The following is a 16,103-nucleotide window of genomic DNA, read 5'->3' on the forward strand; positions in this document are numbered from 1 at the left end:
AGAAACCCATGAAACACATGTTGGTGCTCGTGCTCCTGGTGCTTGTCGCGGCGGGCTCCTATGTCGCCGGCAGCATTGCCGGCGTCATGGTCCTCGTGGGCCTTGGTGTGCTGTTCGAGCTGGCCTTCTGGTTCGGGCTCGTTCACAGGCGCCGAGGCAAGGCGCGTCCTGTCTGAATCATCGATGGCAGGGCGGTGTCGACGCGCGTCGTGTCGACGCCGCGTTCAACGATCGCGCGAAACTCTTCCACCGTGCATTCGCCGACGAGACGGCATCCGGCGACATGCACGCGCAGCGATTCCATGGTGCCGAAGTGGTTGGTTCGCAGCTGGTCCATGTCCGGCATGAGGCTGCGTATACGGATCGTGTCGTGGCCTTCGTGGGACACTAATGACAGGACGATGGCACCCCCCGGCGGGTAATCGTCCGGACGTGTCGGGTCATGCCAGTCCAGGCCGAGTACTCCAGCGACGTTGGCGAGGTTGGTGTCATGGCCGACCAGAAGCACGACCCCGGCCTTCGATGTCATGAGCGGCTCGACGGCCGGCTTCTTGCCGAGCGCGGCGTCGAAGGTCGCGGCGATGTGCGCCACGAGGTTGGAACCCGCGCGGGCAGCGGCGGGCATGGCTTTCTTCGTGGCCTCGAACTGCGCGTTGTGCAAGGCGATCAAGCGACCGAGCAGCGCGACGTCGCCGCGACCGAAGGCGACGTCGTGCGCGGGCATACCTTCCACATAGGCGAGCATCAGGTTTTCGCTGAGCGTTCCGGCGAGTTTCATCGCCTTGCCCGTGTCGACGGGGAGAAGGCGCTTGCCGGCGCGTTTCGCGGCTTCCGCGCACGACGACCCGGCGCAATCCAATAGCAGCGACTGCAGATCCGCCAGCGCCGCCGGTGGCTGCATGGACATCGCCGTGCCGTCGTCATCGGCATCGTCCTTGCGGAAGTGGAACAGGGGGTTGTTCGTATCACCCTCCGTGGCGAGGTAACCGATGTCGCAACCGGGGGCCAGTCCGGAAAGCAAGGCGGCGCTGCTGTCACGGTTGCGTGGTGTGCTGTCGCCGACGACCACGAGCGACGATGACGTCGGGCAGCCCTTGCCCAGGGCGCCGTCGGCGATGAGTTGACGGTGTAGCTGCTCGCCAATGGCCTGCATGCCCTCGCGGCCGTGTGCCGTGAGCCGACCCGGCCCCACCGGCCATTCGGGCCACGCCGTGTTGGCATAGTCGGCATAGGTCGCCGCCGGTTTCGTGGGCGAGCGCACGCCGTGGCGCATCAGCACGATCTCCAGCCTGGCGCCGTCGCCGGAGGCCGTGGCGACCGTCGATGCCATGCAGGCCAGGGCAAGAAAAACGAACCTGGGCGCGGCCCTCACAGCTTCACCGACAGGTCGAGGAAGATGCCGCGGCCGGGCAGGCCGAAGTACAGCGGAGCGCCGCTGACCGACTGGGTTCCCGCATACCCGGTGAACTTGTGCACGTTGAAGAGGTTGTTCACATCCACGCTCACCGAGAAGCCCTTGGTGCCCGCAGGACCCTTGTCGGTACGGTAACCCGCGGCGGCGTCGACGGTCAGGTAGCCTGCAATGCGCTGGTCGTTGTGGAAGACCAGGTTGCCGTCGTCATCCGTGGTGTTGTCCACGCCGTACTGGTGGCCCAGGAATTTGCCCATCAACGAACCAAAATAGCCGTTGCTTCCGCTATAGAGAAGGCCCAGCGCCGCGGTGACCTTTGGAGTGCCTGCGACCTGCACGCTGCTGTCCTTGTAGGTGGCCTTGTTATAGCTCGCATTGCCGTACAGGCTCACCGTACGGGTGAGGGCCCAGGTCGCTTCCACCTCGGCGCCCTTGTAGATGGCGCCACCACCGTTGACGAAGGTGTCCTCGTTGCCGTTGTCGGTGGCGACTTCGGTCTGCGAGATGTAGTTCGAGAAATTGATGTAGTAGATGTCCGCGCCAAAAGTCAGCTCGCGCGAGGCGTAGGCCGTGCCTAGCTGGTAGTTGCGTGTGGTTTCCGGCGAGAGACCGCGCGATCCGTTCACCTGGATCACGTCGATCGGCGGGGCGAGGAAGCCCTTGGCGGCCTGTGCATAGGCGCTCCACGAATCGCTGAGGCGGTCGTGGATGCCGATGGAGGGCAGGGTCGCGTGGTAGGTCGCTTCGGCGGTCAGCGGCACCGGCGGTGAAACCTTGTTCAGCGGCGCGTCGATGCTGCGCGTCACCTCGGAATAACGGATGCCAGGGCTCACCGTGATGCTGTCGGTCGGCTTCCAGTCGTACTGCACATAGGGTTGCACGGTATCGGTGCGATCGGACAGCACGTAATTTTCAACGGGGCCGTACTTGGTGCCGGTTTTCGCGCCCGTGGTCAGGTCCACGGGATACTGGTAACGCGCATCGATGCTGCGTTCCAGCCATGCACCGGTGAGCAGGGTGCCCGGTCCGAGGTCGTGGCCCAGCCGGAGGACGTTGCCGAACGCGTGGAAGCCGGAATCGGATAGCTTGCCCGGCAGGTCCGTGGCTGCCTTGGAAACCTTTTTTCCCTTCGCGTCATAGAAGGTGACGCCGTTGTGGGCAGGATCGATGTCGGTGGCATCGGCGGCCTTCCGCGCCCAATGGTCGAAGGTGTTGTAGTAGACCTTGTCGTCGACATCCCAGCCACCCACCTGGCTGATCAGGCCCAGGTAGGTGAAGCTCGAGTAATAGGCCGCGTTGTTCGCGCCCTTGTAGTTCTGTACTGCTGGATCGTCACCGAGGCCGAAGCGCCAGCCGAAACGGGCGATCTCGTCCTTGGTGGCGCCTTGCACGGTGTTCTGGTGTTCGCGGTTGTAGCTGGTGACGAAGGTGAGTGTGGTGACGTCGCCCAGCTGGCTGATGGTCTTCACGAAGGCGTGTTCGCGCTTATCCTCGGTTCCCTTGAGGTAGGTGTCGCTGGACTCCTTGGAGATATCCGCGAAGACACGCGTGTTGCCGACCGATTCGTCGGCGGCGACACCGCCCGCCCGCGTGTTCCAACTGCCTAGCGTGAGGTAGGGCGTAATACCGGGCTCATCCGAGGGATCGCGCGATCGTAGGGCGATCGTGCCGCCGAAGGTGGCGTTGCCGATGGTACTGCCACCGCCGGGACCACGGTCGATCTCGGCCTGGCCTAGCACATGGTTGTTGAAGTAAGCCGAGGTTGTGTGATGAAGGTCGCTCGCGTCGCCGAAGGGAATGCCGTCGAAGGTGATGTTGAACTGGCCGTCCTGGAATCCGCGCAGGCTGATGCCTTCGTTCTTGCCAAGGCCGGGGCCTTCCGGCGAGGTCACCGTGATGCTCGGTGCGTACTTGATGATGTCGTCGAAGTTGGCGTTGAAGCGCAGGCCGTCGCGGATGAAGCGTTCGTCGATCACCGAAGTGGGTTGGGTAGCGTCCAGCGGCGCGGCGCTCGGTGCCAGCGTATCGACCGCGTTGGCGTGGACACTGACGGGGGCAAGGTTCTTCGCCTCGTCACGGGTATCGATGGGTGGGATGGAGCCGTTGGCCGGGGAGGTGCCGGCCCGCGCGTTTCCCGGCACGATCTTCACGGTGGTGGGCGTGACGAACTGATAGGTCATGTGGGTGCCCCGCAACAGGGCGGCCAGTTGTCGCTCCGCGGGAACGCCGCCGGGCGCGGCGGCGCTGCGCACGGCGTCCGATACGCTGGCGTCGTAGACCACCTGCCACCCCGACTCCTGCGCGAACTGGTCGAGCGCCTGTGCCAGCGGCATCGGCGGGATGGACGTGGTGGCCGGAGTCTCCGCGAAGGCGGACGACACGAACGGACCGCCAAGGGCGAGGGCGATACAGAAGGCGAGCGAGCGACGCATGGAGGAACTTCCTTCGATGGGATACACCTTGAAAGAGTCCGCTCGCATCCCATCGGGTACCGCCATTTCGATGAATTTTTTCTTACAGCCGGCGGTTGCCACGGGCCGAGGTGAAGCGAATGCGCTTCGGCTCGCGCAACACGCGAACCTGGGGCAGGCTGCCGAGGTAGCTCACGAAGGCTTCCGGGTCGCGCGCATGGAACGCGCCGCTGATGCGTTTCTCCGCGAGCACGGGATCGTCCACGGACAACGGCGTGGCGGTGTACGCGTTGAAACGGCGTGCCACATCGGCGACGCGGCTGTCGTGGAAGCGGATTTCGGCGGGAAGCCATGTGGCCACCGTGGCCACGTCGGCCTTGCCGCGGCCGATCAGCCGCCCTTCCGTCGACACCCGCGCGGTTTCACCGCCACCGATCTCGGCGATGCGTTCGGCCGGCCAGCCCCGGCCGGTGAGGCGAAGCCGGGCGCGGTCCAGCCAGGGCGCCGCCGGGTTGGAAATCGCCACGCGGCCGCTGATCACCGATACCTCGATATCGCCGGAGTGGCGGCTGACGTCGAACACCGTGCCGATGTCCTCGATGCGTTGCCCGCCGGCGTCCACCTGCATGGGACGGGTGGCGTCCTTGCCGATATCGAATGATGCATCGCCGGATACGAGTTCGATGCGGCGTGAGCGGTCGTCGAAACGGACATCCACGATGCTGCCTGGCGAGAGCTGGATCCGTGTGTCGTCGGCCAGCGTGACGGTGCGGATGCCATCCGGCGCGGCGGCATAGCGGACGCCGGGCGTGTCTGTCGACGGCCGCCCCAGGAACCATGCCATGGCGCCCAGCAGAAGGATCGACGCGGCGGCGGCCCAGCGACCGGGATGGTGCCGTCGCGCTCGCCTTGCCGAAACGTCCCGCGGTTCCGTTCCCTGGTCGCGCCTCAGCGGGACCACGTTCGGTTCAGTCGCGGCCAGCGCCCGCAGTTCGTCCAGCGGGGTGCCATCCATCGCCGCGACCGCACGCATGTCACCGTGCAGCTGGGCGATCGCCAGGTACTCGGCCACGTGCTGTGGCGAGCGGCGCAACCATGCGAGGAACCGTTCTCGAGTGCGCGCGCCGGGATTCTCGCGCATGTCGAGGTACCAGCCGGCCGCTTCCTCGGTGATGCGCCGCGAAGGGCGATGTGCCGGGCGCCGGTCATTCATAACGCTGCAGTCCTTGCCGGCACGCGGCCAGTCCCTTGACGATGTATTTCTTCACCATGTTCGGCGAGATCGACAACTGTTCGGCAATCTCGCGATACGAAAGCTCGTCGCGGTAGTGCAGCACCAGCACGGCCCGGCATTTCGGCGACAGCCGGTCGATCAAGGCGGCCAACCGCTGCCGGCGCAACTGGCGGTCGATGTCCGCTCCCGCGTCGCACGGGGTGGCCAGCCGTTCGATGACCTCCTCGAGGCCTTCGCTGCTGACCGGCGCCCGCTGGCGCATTTGCGCATGCTCTTTCACCAGGTTGGCGGCCACGGTGAACAGGTAGGCTTCCGGGTTGCGAACCGAACCCGTGTCACCCTGGGCAGAACGGAGCAGGCGCAGGTAGACCTCCTGCACCAGGTCCTGCGCATCCCAACGGTGGGCCACGCGGCGAAGAAAGTAGTTGGCGAGTGACGGGCCCTTGTCCACGAGGAGGCGCGCCCAGCTCTGCGGCGTCTCGGTCGACACGGTGGCTCCAGGTTCGTCAGGCGAGCCTAGGATCGTTGTATGGCAACCGTGTTACCCGCCGGCCGTTTTCCGGCACGCGCAAATAATCACGGGTATCATCGGAATCGCTTTCGTCAGGAGGACACATGGACAGGACGCTCATCGACGTACGGCTGACCCGGCGGCAGATCGTCGTCTGCTGGGCGGCGATGGACTCGCCCTTCAGCGCCTGGAGCGAACGGCAGATCGCCCAGGGTTTCGCATGGCGTCCCGGCTCGGCTTCGTTCCGTCTTTACCAGGAAGACGGCCCCCACCAGATCCAGGTGACGCGGGTCCGGGGGTACCAACTCATGGCGGCCGATGCGGTACGCGTGATCGAGGTGCCCTTCCTCCTGCCCATGGTCAGCGGCATCGAGGTGGGCGGGGTCGGCGACACGAGGATGATCGCCTGGCTGCCGGGAAGTTATCTGCTGCGCGCGACCTTCTTCGATTCACCGCGTATGGAACTGACTTTCCTTGCGGATGCCGAACCCCGTTTCGCCATCCCCGTCGCCGACCCGGCCATCACGCGGCTGGCGGATTTCGACCTTGCCGCGGTAGCAGCCTGAGGCCGGTCAACGCGGTCATGGCGAGCACGACGAACACCGGCAGCCACAGGGCGCGGCCCGACCAGGGGCCGAACAAGACGGCGCCACAGGCGCCGCCGGCGATGAAGGTGCCGATGACGACGACACAGATGCCCGCACGCCGCGGGTCGTAAGCGGCACCCCGCAAGCGTTGGCCCAGGGCGATGCCCAGGTCGGTGAACATGCCGGTGAGATGGGATGTGCGCAGCACGGCGCCGGTGACCAGCGAACTCGCCCCGTTCTGGAGTCCGATGGCGAGGCTGCAAAGGCAGGTTCCGATGGTCGAATTGGCGTCGAGCGTATGTGCCGCCAACGCGAGCAATGCCGCCTCGGAGCCCAGGACCGCCACCGAAGCGGCGCCACGTGCCCAGCGTTCGCTGCGGATGACCCAGGCACTGACGGCGCAGCCCAGTGTGAACAGGCCCATGATGGCCAGGGCGTGGAGCAAAAGCCACACATCCGCGGTGCCGATGCCGATGGCGGCCTCGGTCGATATACCGGTGAGGTGGGTTACCCCACCGTGACGCAGGGCGAGCAGGGCGATGGCATTGGTGGCGCCGGCGGCGAACGGAAGCACGGCGGCCCAACTCCATACCCAACGAGGAAAGGAGGGGATCATCGGGGCACTGGGTTTTCTATCATGCCCCCTAGTGTCGCACGGTCGCGAAGCCATCGCGGCATCGCGACCGTGTGGCCGTCACTTGCCGAGGTTGCTCAGGAAACGCCGGGTGTATTGCAGCACGCTGGTGCTGGGCACGGAGTTGCAGGTGGGCGAGGCGAATCCACCCGAGCAAGGGTTGTCGCGGTCGAGCGACCAGAAGTGCAGGCCGGCCAGCTTGTTCGCGACGGCATAGTTGGTGACCGTATCGATATCGGCGACGGTGAAGGTCTCGCTCGAGACGTCGTTCACGCCGATCATCGGGGTGATCTCGATCTTGCTCAGCGGGATGCCATAGGTGTGTTGCAGGTTGGTCACCGCCTGGATCGCCGATTGTCCCATGTCACAGCTGCCGTTCTTCACCACGCAAATGCCCGGACCGGCCGAACCGTAATCCATGGTCATGAGGTTGATGGTGTAGTTTTTCAGGCCGGACGCCTTCACGGCGCGTACCACCGCGTCGCCGGTGGCATTCACGCCGCCGTAGCTGCCGTCGGAGGCAGCCAGCGTGGCGAGGGTGAAGGAGAAGCGCAGGTTCGGGTAGAGGCTTTCGGCGTAGACGGCGTTGCTGACCAGGGCGTTGAGCTGTGCCGGGGTTTGTCCGCTTTCGATGTCGAAGTCGATGCCGACCATGTGCGAGGTCATGTACGTGGAGAGGAACTTCGCCATGCCCGTGGCGCTGCCGCACGTGAATACGCCCGCCTGGCCGCCGGTGGATACGACATAGTTCACACCCGCGCTGTTCAGGCGCGCGATATTGGCGCTGGCAAAGGCCGCGGCCGGCACGCCGCCCCAGTTCTCGCTTCCGCATTCCCCTGTGGCGAAGGCCAGTGTGATCGCACCGAGGTTCGGCACCTGGGTGGAGACGAGGCTGCCGCTGCCCACGACCGGCAGACGCGTGCCGGTCACCATCGTCGACATGATGTTGGTATTCCAGTCGAGGTTGATGGTGATGTCCTTGTAGGGACTGAAGAGCAGGTCGCCGCTGGTCGGAGGCGGATTGTCCGGTGGCGGGTTGTCGGGCGGCGGCGTGTCACCGCCGGTACACGAACCCTGCGAGGTCCATGGTTGTCCCGATCCGCTGCCACCGTTGTTGGTGGCGGGGTCGTTGCCTTGTGTCCACCAGTTGGCGACATAGTTGGTGCCGTTCTCGCTGGCCGCGTTGCCGGCGGTATAGACCGCCGTCGCGTTCCACGCGGCGGCGCAGGCACCGGCCGCGTGGGCCCGTTGCACCGGCACCACCGAGGAGAGGGCGATGGCGATAGCCAGCCCCAGCGTGCCCGAACACCCACCGATAACCGCACGAGACCGCACACCGGATGTCTTCATGAACATGGAGCGCCTCCTGATCGAGAGTAGTTGGAAGGGGCTCGCCGGCCCACGGCCCATGCCGTGTCCCCCGTTCCCCTGACTGCGTCCCTGCGCTGAACAACCACGACGAAACGCGGGTCCGGTTTAGTCCCGAATGACAACGTTGTCTATTTGCAATGCGGCGAAGTGTGACGCCCGGCGTGAAGCGCGTTTAACGAATCCATGGCGCACTGCGGCGGATATCCGGCCATGTATGGCGGTAGTCCGGGCGCGCAAGGCCGGAGGGACCTGATGCGGTGCATCAGGTCCCTCCGGGGCTCATGACCTGTCGAATGTCCTCGAATGACAACGAAGGTCAAGAATCAGGTGAGGAATCAGTCCAATTCCTTGATCCGGATGTTCCGGTAGGAGATCCGGATCGGCTCGATGCCCTTGTCTTCGCCGCCTTGCAGGGAAACGTGCCCCTTATGGAAGCGGGCGAAATCGGGCATCCGGGCGAACTTGGTCTTCGCGACGAGGGCGTTCCACTCGGGGGTCCATAGCGTCGTGTCGACGGTCTTGTGGCCGTTCTGGAAGAACTGCACATGGCCGTGGTCGACGATGATCTCCACCGCGTTCCAGTTGCCATGCTCCTTGACGTTCTCGATGTCGGAGGAGATGAGGTCGAACAGGTCACCCGATCGTTCGTACAGCGTATAGCTGTCTGGCTTGGTGCAGACCAGGTCCGCAATCTGCATTTCAGGGCCGGTTTCCCAGGTCTCGTGGTATTTCGGCGACTCCTGCACGTCGAACATGATGCCGGCGTCGGCGCAGGGCGTCATCGTCCATTCGAGCTTGAGGTCGAAGTTCTCGTATTCCTTGTCGGTGACGAGGTCGGCGAAATCGCGTGCGGGTGCCTTCAGGTCGCGTTGGAGCTGGATGGTGCCGTCGACGACCCCCCAATCCTTGCCGACGCCTTTCTGTCCGAACGAATGCCATCCGGCAAGCGTCTTGCCATCGAACAGCGGGGTCCAGCCCTGGTCCTTGTCCGTGGCATGCACGGGCAGGATGGCCAGACAGCAGGCCATCGCGGTGATCTTCAAGCGATTGCGAATCATGGGAAGCTCCGGGGAGTGGGACGGCGAGCGTAACGCACCCGGCAAGCGATGCCATGCGCAGAGGTATGGACGTCTGGACTTCCATGCGCCGACGGGTGGTTCAGCCGATCTTGCGGTGGTTCGTCAGCTCCTGGCGGATCTGCTCCAGCAATGGTGCGACGGCTTGCGGCTCGTGCAACGAACGAAGCGCCGTGCGCAGCGCCCGGAGGTCTTGCTTCGCGCCAAGGGCGTCGGAGAGCTTCGACATGGCGTTGGCCGCGGCCTTGCTCTGGCGAGCGTGGTGGTGCGACGACTTGCCGGTTGCCTTCAACGCCTTGCGCCAGGCGTCCAGTTGCATGCGCAGGCGTCGCGCACGGCGGCGCCAGCGATGCAGGTTGACCGGCGACGGCTTATGGGATGCGCGCTTTTGCGCTTTGGCGACGCGTCGCTCCGTACGGGCGATCGCTCGTTCGACGGTGTCGCGATCCACCTCTTGCCATGGCAGGGCTTCGATCACTCCCGCGAGATCGCGCAACTCGCGGCGTCGCTTGAGGAAGCGCGGGTCCTTGGCCAAGACAGTGGCAAGCCGCCCTTCGCTCCGGTGTTCCAGGGCGTCGATGGCATGTTGCCACTCGGGAGAGGGCGCGGGACCCGCCACCGTGCGAGCCATGTTGACCGCCACATAGGCATCCCGCAGCGGCGACAACCCGGTGGCAAGGCGCCCGAGGGTTGCGTCGATCGACGGCAGCGATTCGGCGAATGGCTCCGCCGCAAGGGCGAGCAGGCTCTTCAGGCGGCGAATGGCCTTTCGTGCCTCATGGACGCCGCGATGGCGCCGTTTCGCGTCCGCCAGGGCGCGCATGGCCATGCGGCACTCCCTCGCCGCGAGGGAAGCGAGGGCTTCGGCGATGGTCGGCGTGGTGGTTTGGGGCATGCGCATTAAATAGCAAAGTCGACGTCTCGGCACGCCGTGCCATCGCTGCCTGCGGGAGATCTTGTGCTGTTACGCGCGCGCCTTCGATCAGCCAGCGGCGTCGGTGTCACCCGAATCGGCATCCGCGTCGAGTACCTTGCGCCGACGCCGTGGCTTCGGTTCACTGGCGGCGATCAGGGCTTGCAGGTAGGCGACGCCTTCCTCCTGGGGGAACCACGACACCACATCGGCGACCGTGAGGCCGTGGCGCAGGCGCAAGGCCTCGAACTCCGCACGGGCACCGGCCAGGGGGTCGACCTTGGGTGGACGCCCGCGGCGCTTGGGGGCGGCCGGTTCGGGAGCCGCCGCCTTGGGAGGCGCGGGATCGGCTGCAGGAGGCTTGCTTCCCGAGGCCTGACGGTCGAGAGCGGCAAGTTCCTCCTGGAACTGCTTGAAGTCGTATTTGCCGGACGAGTTCATCGTGCTGCTTGGAGCCGGAGGAATGCCTATTGTGGCACGGTCGTCCGTTCCCGGCTTGAGATTGGCAGCCGAATTACCGTGACGACTATGTGATCAACACAACGCAAGTGGCTGCGGCGTAAGGCAACGTCGAACTTATCCACATGGTTATGCAGGTGCTTTCCACAGCGCCTGTGGATATCAGGAGACGCCAGCCCCTGCGCCGGTGGAGGTATCCTCGGCGTCGCGGAAGGTCACGACCAGCACATCGCGATGCGACGCCTTCGCCGGGTCCAGCGGCGTGACCGGCGTTACCCCGTGGAACACCCTTGGATCGTGGATCAGCGCTGCATCGAGCGGTTGAGCCAGGGTGAACTCGCCCAGGGCCCGCCCGTCGGGGGCATGGATGGTGGTGGTTCCGCTGGCGATGTTCTCCCGGTCCACCAGTAGCACGAGCACATAGTCGACGCCGTCGCGATGGCTGCCTTCAGGGGTGGGCTCACCCGCCGCGCCGGCCGTGGCCTCGATGCGGAACTGGTGCACCTCGACATGCCATTGACCGACCTCGGGAGACAGTCCGCCAAAGAAGTCGCGGCAGAAGTCGAGGATCGCGCTCATCGTGGCACCGGTGGCGATCTCCGGAAGCACAGGCTCGAACCAACGTGCGATGTCGCCCTGAAGACGGTTGTAGGCGAGGGTCTGGAAATGCGCCTGGTGCGGCCTCGGCTCGACATGGCCGAAGCGGGACGCGGCGAAGATTGCGTGGCGGCGGCGTCGAAAACGTCCCGTGGCGGCCAGATAGGTGTCCGGCTCGAGCGCGTTCCAGCTGGCGACGAACGCCTCCCAATCGCTCAGCGGCGCCAGGTGTTCGATCAGGGCACGCATGTGCGGACCATGCACGAAGGCGAACCCCTCGTCCCGGACCTGGTCGTGGAGGGTTGTTTCGCTGACTTCGAGGGGCGCGTTCATGATTTGCAGTATACGGCGGTGCCCCATCCCCGCACTGCGGCAAACGGCCCCGGCGGGCATACATCGGGGATCAGGTGGCTTCGTGCTCCGGGTCGCCATCATGCCCCTGGGCCCTGCGCGCCTTGGCCGCGCGACGTGTGTAGTGGGCACGGATCTTGTCGAGGGTGGCTTCGTCCAGTTCCTCCAGGTCGAGCAAGGCGGGGTTGGCTCCGTTCAACGCATTGATCAGCTCGTCGAGCTTGATCTGCATCGCGGCCGTGTCACGGTTCTGGGTGTTCTGGATCAGGAACACCATGAGGAAGGTGACGATCGTGGTGCCGGTGTTGATCACCAGTTGCCAGGTGTCGTTGAAGCCGAAGACCGGCCCGGTGACGGCCCAGACCACCACGATGGCCATGGCCGTCACGAACGTGGCCGGCTTGCCCGACGCCTTCGCCACGGCCATCGCCAGGCGGGTGAAGAAACTCTGGTCGTTACGGTCGCTTGCCATGGCCACGTCTCCCGATGTCACTTCGCGCGTGCGGCCGAACGGCCACAACGTGCGCAGGGTGTTTCGTGGCTCGTGAAGTACGAGCGAAGAATCGAGGGGTATCGCTCGGCCACCGCATCGACGCTGCCGGTGTCGGCCGAATCAAAGGTAAACGGAGCTCGCCGCCGCTAGGGAGTACGAAGAGGCTGAGGCTTGTCCAGGGCGGCCAGCAGCGAACCGTCGCGCTGGTATACATCCGGCTTGTACGCCAGCTTTCCGTCGTCGGCGATATCGACGGTCCAGTAGGCGAGCAGGATCGGTACCGCCGTGGGCAGTGTCACGTTCTGCGTCTTCTTCGTGGCGATGCGCTCGTCGATCGCCTGGCGATTCCATTTCTGCTCGTCGTTGAACAACAGCTCCACCAGTTCGAGCGGGCGCTCCACGCGGATACATCCGGAGCTCGTATCGCGCTTGGCCTTCTCGAACAGTTCCTGGTGCGGCGTGTCGTGCAGGTAGACGGCGAACGAGTTCGGAAAGCGGATGGCCACCCGCCCGAGCGAGTTCCCCGGCCCGGCGTCTTGCCGCAACGTGATTCCCCGCGGGTTGGCCCAGTTCACTTTCGAAGGCGACAGCGTATTCCCGCTGCTGTCGAGCACCCGGATGCGATTGTTGGCGAGGTAGGCGGGGTTCTTGCGGATCTTCGGCAAGACATCGTTCTTGAGGATGGTGGGCGGGACCGTCCAGGTCGGGTTGAAGGTGATGTAGGTGATCTGAGAGCGGAAGATCGGCGTGCTGCGGTAGGGCTTGCCGACCTGGACGCGCGATTTCCACACCGGATTGCCGTCGCGGTAGTAGGTCACCTTGTAGCCCGCGATGTCGACCACGACGAAGGTGCCTTGCAGGGAATGCAGCAACCAGCGCGCCCGTTCGAGGTTGGCCCGGACCTGGCCGATGCGGTCCTGGATGGACACGTTCAGCGCGGCGATCGTTTCACTGCCCACGTTGCCGTCGGCATCCAGGTACTGGTCGGCCTGGAAGCGTTTGACCGCGTCGGCCAGTGGGTTGTCGAAGTGCTCGCCCTCGGCGAGCGTCGGGTCCAGGTAACCGCCGGCGACCAGGCGTGTGCGCAACGCGGCGACGCGGGCATCCTCCATCCCGGGTTTCAGGACGGGGCCGTCCGGTACGTAGGGCCAGCCGCCCTCCGCGGCCGTCGCGCGAAGCTGGGCGAGCGCGTCGCGCAGCTTCGCGTAAAGCGGGTTTTGCGGCCGGGCGGTGGCGAAGGCCTGGTCGATGCTGCGTTCGTCGATCGAGGTCTGCAGCAAGGTCATGCCTTCCTGCGGATCGATCGCGGCGGCATCGAAGTTCCAGGTCGGGTCCAATCGCACCGGATCGACCTTGCCACGGGCCAACTGCACAAGCGCCGTGATGTAGGCCCCGGTAGCCATCACCTCGAAGTCGGCCCGCCGCTCGGGCGGCGCGCCCTCCCAGTCCGGCGCTTCCACCGTCGCCTTCAATTGGGAGAGGCGGTAATCCTCAGGCAGCAACCCGTCGCCTTCGACCGATGCGAGCCCCGTCAGCAGCTGCCGGACGTTGGTTTCGTCCGACCAGGCGGCGGCATAGTGGCGCTGCGCGTAGAAATCGGTCACGGCCTTGCCCAAGGCGGCGTCCTGGGGGGGCAGGGGCCCGCCGTCCAGGGGTGTCATCTGCTGCAACCGCGCGTAGATGGCCTGGGCGAGCGGGTCGTCCGCGGGCGGGGGCACGGGCGGGCTGGCGGCCGGGGCAGGCTCGGTGACCACGATCGGTGGAGGGGAGGCCGCCGACGAGGGTGGCGATGGCGGCGATTGGGCCCAGCCGGAGGTGGAAAGGGCGAAGAACAGCGTGAGTGCGACGCCGAGGCGTGAGGTGCTTGCTTCCATGGTCATTCCGGGTGCTTCCTTTATCGAGCCTTTGATTACCCTACGCTTTCACCTATCTGAATGGCAAAGAAGTGACGGCGTTGTGGTCAATAAATGATCAGCACGTTAGGATGCCCCGTCGTAACCCCCTTGGCTGGCCGCATGATTCGACTGTTCCGAACGCTCCTCGCGTCCGCGCCGCTGCTCGGCGCCCTGTTCTTCCTCCCCTCCCAGGTCCATGCCACCGATTCGCTCGGCGAGGCGTTGTCGCGCCTGGCTCCCGCCGCCGACCCGAAGGTCATCGGACTCGCTGTCCAGGCGGCGGAGTGCGCGCAGACGCAGGGTGGCCAGCCGGCCGACCGCCTCGCGGTGATCGATTACTCGAAGCCATCGTCGCAGCCGCGCCTGTGGGTGTTCGATACGGTCAATCGCAAGCTGCTGTTCCAGGAACTGGTGGCGCACGGCAAGAACAGCGGCGATGCGAACGCCACGAAATTCTCCAACGCGCCGGACAGCCTCGCCTCCAGCCTGGGACTGTTCCGCACGTCGGATACGTATACAGGCAAGAATGGCTATTCGCTTCGCATGAGTGGACTGGAGCCGGGCGTGAACGACCAGGCGATGGCGCGTGCCATCGTGATCCACGGCGCCGCCTACGTGAACGAGGCGATGGCGAAGGTGGCCGGCCGTATCGGCCGGAGCTGGGGCTGCCCGGCCGTGCGCACCGCCATCGCGCACAAGCTGATCGATGCCCTGAAGGGTGGGCAGATGGTGTTCTCGTATTATCCGGACAAGCGCTGGCTGGCCTCTTCGAACTACCTCAAATGCACCAACGGCCAACTGGCGAAAGCCGAGGCGAACGTCGTCGCACGCGCGGGTACCTGATCGCGGTCGCCCCGTCGCGCTAGAATTCCCGGACCCTTACCGTGGAATCCAGCATGAAACACGTTCTTGCGATCGCCGCCTGCACCGTCCTCGCCGGCTGCGCCACCAGTGGCATGACCGATACCCTGCCCAAACTCAGCAGCAAGACGGGCAAGAGCGTTACGGCCTATGTGCAGTGCGTGGAGCCGAAGTGGCAGGCCCTTTCCAAGGGTGCCAAGGGCGACGCGAAGGAAGACAAGGGCCGCGTGACCGCCAATGACGACGGTAAGCACGAGCGCCTCGACGTCACCGCCAGCGGCGCCGGCGCCCAGGTCGTGATGTACGAAATCCAGAAGGGCAAGGGCGACTACGACAGCCGCTTCCGCGACGAAGCCATTTCCTGCCTCTGATGGGCTCAGGCGCGGGGGCGGGATTTCCTCGCGCGTTCCACGGCGTCGAGCAGCTGCGCGCGGTCGAAGGGCTTCTCGAGGAATACCGCGGATAGCGGGAATGGTCCGAGATCCTGGGGCAGCCGGCTGGATACGACCACGATCGCCGTATTCGGACGTTCGCGGATGAGCGCCTGCAGCAGGCCGGCGCCCCTGCGCTCCCCGGGAGTGTCGGCATGGATCACCATGAGGGCCAGTTCCGGCAATTCGTGAAAGGCGCGCTTGGCGTCTCGGTACGTCACGGTGGCGCGCGCCGCGTAGCCCGCGTCGGCAAGGACGAGGGCCACGGTCTCCGCCACCATGTGAGCCCGGTCGAAAACGAGGGCGGTGGGCGTGCTGGCGGGCTTGACGGTCATCGCGAGAGTCTAGCGCCGAACCTGACGTCTTGGCAGACGGTGCACGACAGGAGAGGAGTTCACGTAACCTCGACATTGTGGAACGAATGCTGCCCTCATCCTTCATGGAGTGTTCCCCGATGCGCTACATCGCTCTTTCCGCCCTGGTCCTGCTTGCCGGCTGCGCCACGCAGAACGAACGCCACGTCGGCATCCACGACGTTCCGTCCAGTACGGTCTTCGGCTACCAGGACCCCAGCGGCGGCGACGCCACCCTGAACATCGTCCGCGAGCAGGGCCTGTGGGGTGCCGGTTGCTCCACGGCCATCTACGTGGACGACAAAGTGGTGGCCGACATGGAAATCGGCGAGCAGCTCGTCCTCCACGTTCCCTCGGGCACGCGCAAGCTCAGCATGCTCCCGCATGGCGCCTGTGCGGCGGAGCGGGTCGAAGCCGATGCCAGCGTGGGGCAGGGCGAAACGAAAACCTTCACCATTCCCGCCAGCGGGGAAGGGCTGGACACGCAGGCGCCACCGAAGGCCTGAGTGGTTCTT

Annotated in this window: 18 protein-coding genes; 5 read left to right on the top strand and 13 right to left on the bottom strand. The window is 65.4% G+C overall.

What is annotated here, in order from left to right:
- Positions 1-8: 8 nt before the first annotated feature.
- A complete protein-coding gene (locus J2T07_RS01050; protein WP_306846670.1) occupies positions 9-176 on the top strand; it encodes a hypothetical protein in 168 nt (55 codons plus the stop codon).
- Here the strand turns inward: J2T07_RS01050 and J2T07_RS01055 are convergent.
- The 4 genes from J2T07_RS01055 to J2T07_RS01070 form a co-directional block, all read right to left on the bottom strand.
- On the bottom strand, positions 143-1,330 hold the full coding sequence (locus tag J2T07_RS01055) for a histidine-type phosphatase (RefSeq protein WP_306846673.1): 1,188 nt from the start codon (positions 1,328-1,330) through the stop codon (positions 143-145). The genes J2T07_RS01050 and J2T07_RS01055 overlap by 34 nt on opposite strands.
- 38 nt (positions 1,331-1,368) lie before the next feature.
- A complete protein-coding gene (locus J2T07_RS01060; RefSeq protein WP_306846675.1) occupies positions 1,369-3,843 on the bottom strand; it encodes a TonB-dependent receptor in 2,475 nt (824 codons plus the stop codon).
- A gap of 82 nt (positions 3,844-3,925) precedes the next feature.
- Positions 3,926-5,035 carry a FecR family protein gene (locus J2T07_RS01065; protein WP_306846677.1) on the bottom strand — a complete coding sequence of 370 codons (1,110 nt, stop codon included), beginning with the start codon at positions 5,033-5,035 and terminating at the stop codon, positions 3,926-3,928.
- Positions 5,028-5,546 (bottom strand): RNA polymerase sigma factor, encoded by a 519-nt coding sequence (locus J2T07_RS01070; protein ID WP_306846679.1) that lies wholly within the window; start codon positions 5,544-5,546, stop codon positions 5,028-5,030. The genes J2T07_RS01065 and J2T07_RS01070 overlap by 8 nt, the downstream gene beginning before the upstream one ends.
- Positions 5,547-5,671: 125 nt before the next feature.
- On the opposite strand from J2T07_RS01070, the gene comJ reads away from it, so the two are divergent.
- Positions 5,672-6,133, top strand: a complete 462-nt coding sequence (gene comJ / locus J2T07_RS01075; protein WP_306846682.1) for a competence protein ComJ — start codon at positions 5,672-5,674, stop codon at positions 6,131-6,133.
- Here comJ and J2T07_RS01080 read toward each other — a convergent pair.
- The 8 genes from J2T07_RS01080 to J2T07_RS01115 all read right to left on the bottom strand — a co-directional run bounded on the left by J2T07_RS01080 (position 6,090) and on the right by J2T07_RS01115 (position 13,928).
- A complete protein-coding gene (locus tag J2T07_RS01080) occupies positions 6,090-6,728 on the bottom strand; it encodes a YoaK family protein (RefSeq protein ID WP_306846683.1) in 639 nt (212 codons plus the stop codon). The genes comJ and J2T07_RS01080 overlap by 44 nt on opposite strands.
- Positions 6,729-6,848: 120 nt before the next feature.
- A complete protein-coding gene (locus tag J2T07_RS01085) occupies positions 6,849-8,144 on the bottom strand; it encodes a carbohydrate-binding protein (RefSeq protein WP_306846685.1) in 1,296 nt (431 codons plus the stop codon).
- 350 nt (positions 8,145-8,494) lie between these two features.
- Positions 8,495-9,217 (bottom strand): 3-keto-disaccharide hydrolase, encoded by a 723-nt coding sequence (locus J2T07_RS01090; RefSeq protein ID WP_306846686.1) that lies wholly within the window; start codon positions 9,215-9,217, stop codon positions 8,495-8,497.
- A 100-nt stretch (positions 9,218-9,317) separates the two neighbouring features.
- Complete coding sequence (locus J2T07_RS01095; protein WP_306846688.1) at positions 9,318-10,130, bottom strand: CHAD domain-containing protein; 813 nt, start codon at positions 10,128-10,130, stop codon at positions 9,318-9,320.
- Between the two features lie 87 nt (positions 10,131-10,217).
- On the bottom strand, positions 10,218-10,589 hold the full coding sequence (locus J2T07_RS01100; protein WP_306846690.1) for a 2-hydroxyacyl-CoA dehydratase: 372 nt from the start codon (positions 10,587-10,589) through the stop codon (positions 10,218-10,220).
- Between the two features lie 180 nt (positions 10,590-10,769).
- A complete protein-coding gene (locus tag J2T07_RS01105) occupies positions 10,770-11,537 on the bottom strand; it encodes a 2OG-Fe dioxygenase family protein (RefSeq protein WP_306846692.1) in 768 nt (255 codons plus the stop codon).
- Positions 11,538-11,607: 70 nt separating this feature from the next.
- Entirely contained in the window at positions 11,608-12,027 is a 420-nt protein-coding gene (locus J2T07_RS01110) for a low affinity iron permease family protein (protein ID WP_306846694.1), read from the bottom strand.
- 167 nt (positions 12,028-12,194) lie between these two features.
- Positions 12,195-13,928, bottom strand: coding sequence for a L,D-transpeptidase family protein (locus tag J2T07_RS01115; protein WP_306846695.1), 1,734 nt, complete (start codon positions 13,926-13,928; stop codon positions 12,195-12,197).
- A 135-nt stretch (positions 13,929-14,063) separates the two neighbouring features.
- Here J2T07_RS01115 and J2T07_RS01120 point away from each other — a divergent pair, with 135 nt between their 5' ends.
- A complete protein-coding gene (locus J2T07_RS01120; RefSeq protein WP_306846697.1) occupies positions 14,064-14,786 on the top strand; it encodes a murein L,D-transpeptidase catalytic domain family protein in 723 nt (240 codons plus the stop codon).
- 53 nt (positions 14,787-14,839) lie between these two features.
- The gene (locus tag J2T07_RS01125; RefSeq protein WP_306846699.1) at positions 14,840-15,175 is read left to right on the top strand and encodes a hypothetical protein; all 336 of its coding nucleotides are present in this window, start codon (positions 14,840-14,842) and stop codon (positions 15,173-15,175) included.
- A 5-nt stretch (positions 15,176-15,180) separates the two neighbouring features.
- On the opposite strand, the gene J2T07_RS01130 is transcribed toward J2T07_RS01125, so the two are convergent.
- A complete protein-coding gene (locus J2T07_RS01130) occupies positions 15,181-15,570 on the bottom strand; it encodes a hypothetical protein (protein WP_306846701.1) in 390 nt (129 codons plus the stop codon).
- 119 nt (positions 15,571-15,689) lie between these two features.
- Between J2T07_RS01130 and J2T07_RS01135 the strand changes: the two genes are divergently transcribed.
- Positions 15,690-16,094, top strand: a complete 405-nt coding sequence (locus J2T07_RS01135; protein WP_306846704.1) for a hypothetical protein — start codon at positions 15,690-15,692, stop codon at positions 16,092-16,094.
- Positions 16,095-16,103 lie beyond the last annotated feature (9 nt).

This window comes from Luteibacter jiangsuensis, from assembly GCF_030812295.1.
Classification (GTDB): Bacteria; Pseudomonadota; Gammaproteobacteria; order Xanthomonadales; family Rhodanobacteraceae; genus Luteibacter; species Luteibacter jiangsuensis_A.

Excerpts from the sequence above, each read along its gene's own strand:
- J2T07_RS01090 (WP_306846686.1), bottom strand. The coding sequence starts at position 9,217 with ATGATTCGCAATCGCTTGAAGATCACCGCGATGGCCTGCTGTCTGGCC.
- J2T07_RS01110 (WP_306846694.1), bottom strand. The coding sequence starts at position 12,027 with ATGGCAAGCGACCGTAACGACCAGAGTTTCTTCACCCGCCTGGCGATG.
- comJ (WP_306846682.1), top strand. The coding sequence starts at position 5,672 with ATGGACAGGACGCTCATCGACGTACGGCTGACCCGGCGGCAGATCGTC.
- J2T07_RS01055 (WP_306846673.1), bottom strand. The coding sequence starts at position 1,330 with ATGGCATCGACGGTCGCCACGGCCTCCGGCGACGGCGCCAGGCTGGAG.
- J2T07_RS01085 (WP_306846685.1), bottom strand. The coding sequence starts at position 8,144 with ATGTTCATGAAGACATCCGGTGTGCGGTCTCGTGCGGTTATCGGTGGG.
- J2T07_RS01060 (WP_306846675.1), bottom strand. The coding sequence starts at position 3,843 with ATGCGTCGCTCGCTCGCCTTCTGTATCGCCCTCGCCCTTGGCGGTCCG.
- J2T07_RS01100 (WP_306846690.1), bottom strand. The coding sequence starts at position 10,589 with ATGAACTCGTCCGGCAAATACGACTTCAAGCAGTTCCAGGAGGAACTT.
- J2T07_RS01105 (WP_306846692.1), bottom strand. The coding sequence starts at position 11,537 with ATGAACGCGCCCCTCGAAGTCAGCGAAACAACCCTCCACGACCAGGTC.
- J2T07_RS01095 (WP_306846688.1), bottom strand. The coding sequence starts at position 10,130 with ATGCCCCAAACCACCACGCCGACCATCGCCGAAGCCCTCGCTTCCCTC.
- J2T07_RS01130 (WP_306846701.1), bottom strand. The coding sequence starts at position 15,570 with ATGACCGTCAAGCCCGCCAGCACGCCCACCGCCCTCGTTTTCGACCGG.
- J2T07_RS01050 (WP_306846670.1), top strand. The coding sequence starts at position 9 with ATGAAACACATGTTGGTGCTCGTGCTCCTGGTGCTTGTCGCGGCGGGC.
- J2T07_RS01120 (WP_306846697.1), top strand. The coding sequence starts at position 14,064 with ATGATTCGACTGTTCCGAACGCTCCTCGCGTCCGCGCCGCTGCTCGGC.
- J2T07_RS01125 (WP_306846699.1), top strand. The coding sequence starts at position 14,840 with ATGAAACACGTTCTTGCGATCGCCGCCTGCACCGTCCTCGCCGGCTGC.
- J2T07_RS01065 (WP_306846677.1), bottom strand. The coding sequence starts at position 5,035 with ATGAATGACCGGCGCCCGGCACATCGCCCTTCGCGGCGCATCACCGAG.
- J2T07_RS01115 (WP_306846695.1), bottom strand. The coding sequence starts at position 13,928 with ATGACCATGGAAGCAAGCACCTCACGCCTCGGCGTCGCACTCACGCTG.
- J2T07_RS01135 (WP_306846704.1), top strand. The coding sequence starts at position 15,690 with ATGCGCTACATCGCTCTTTCCGCCCTGGTCCTGCTTGCCGGCTGCGCC.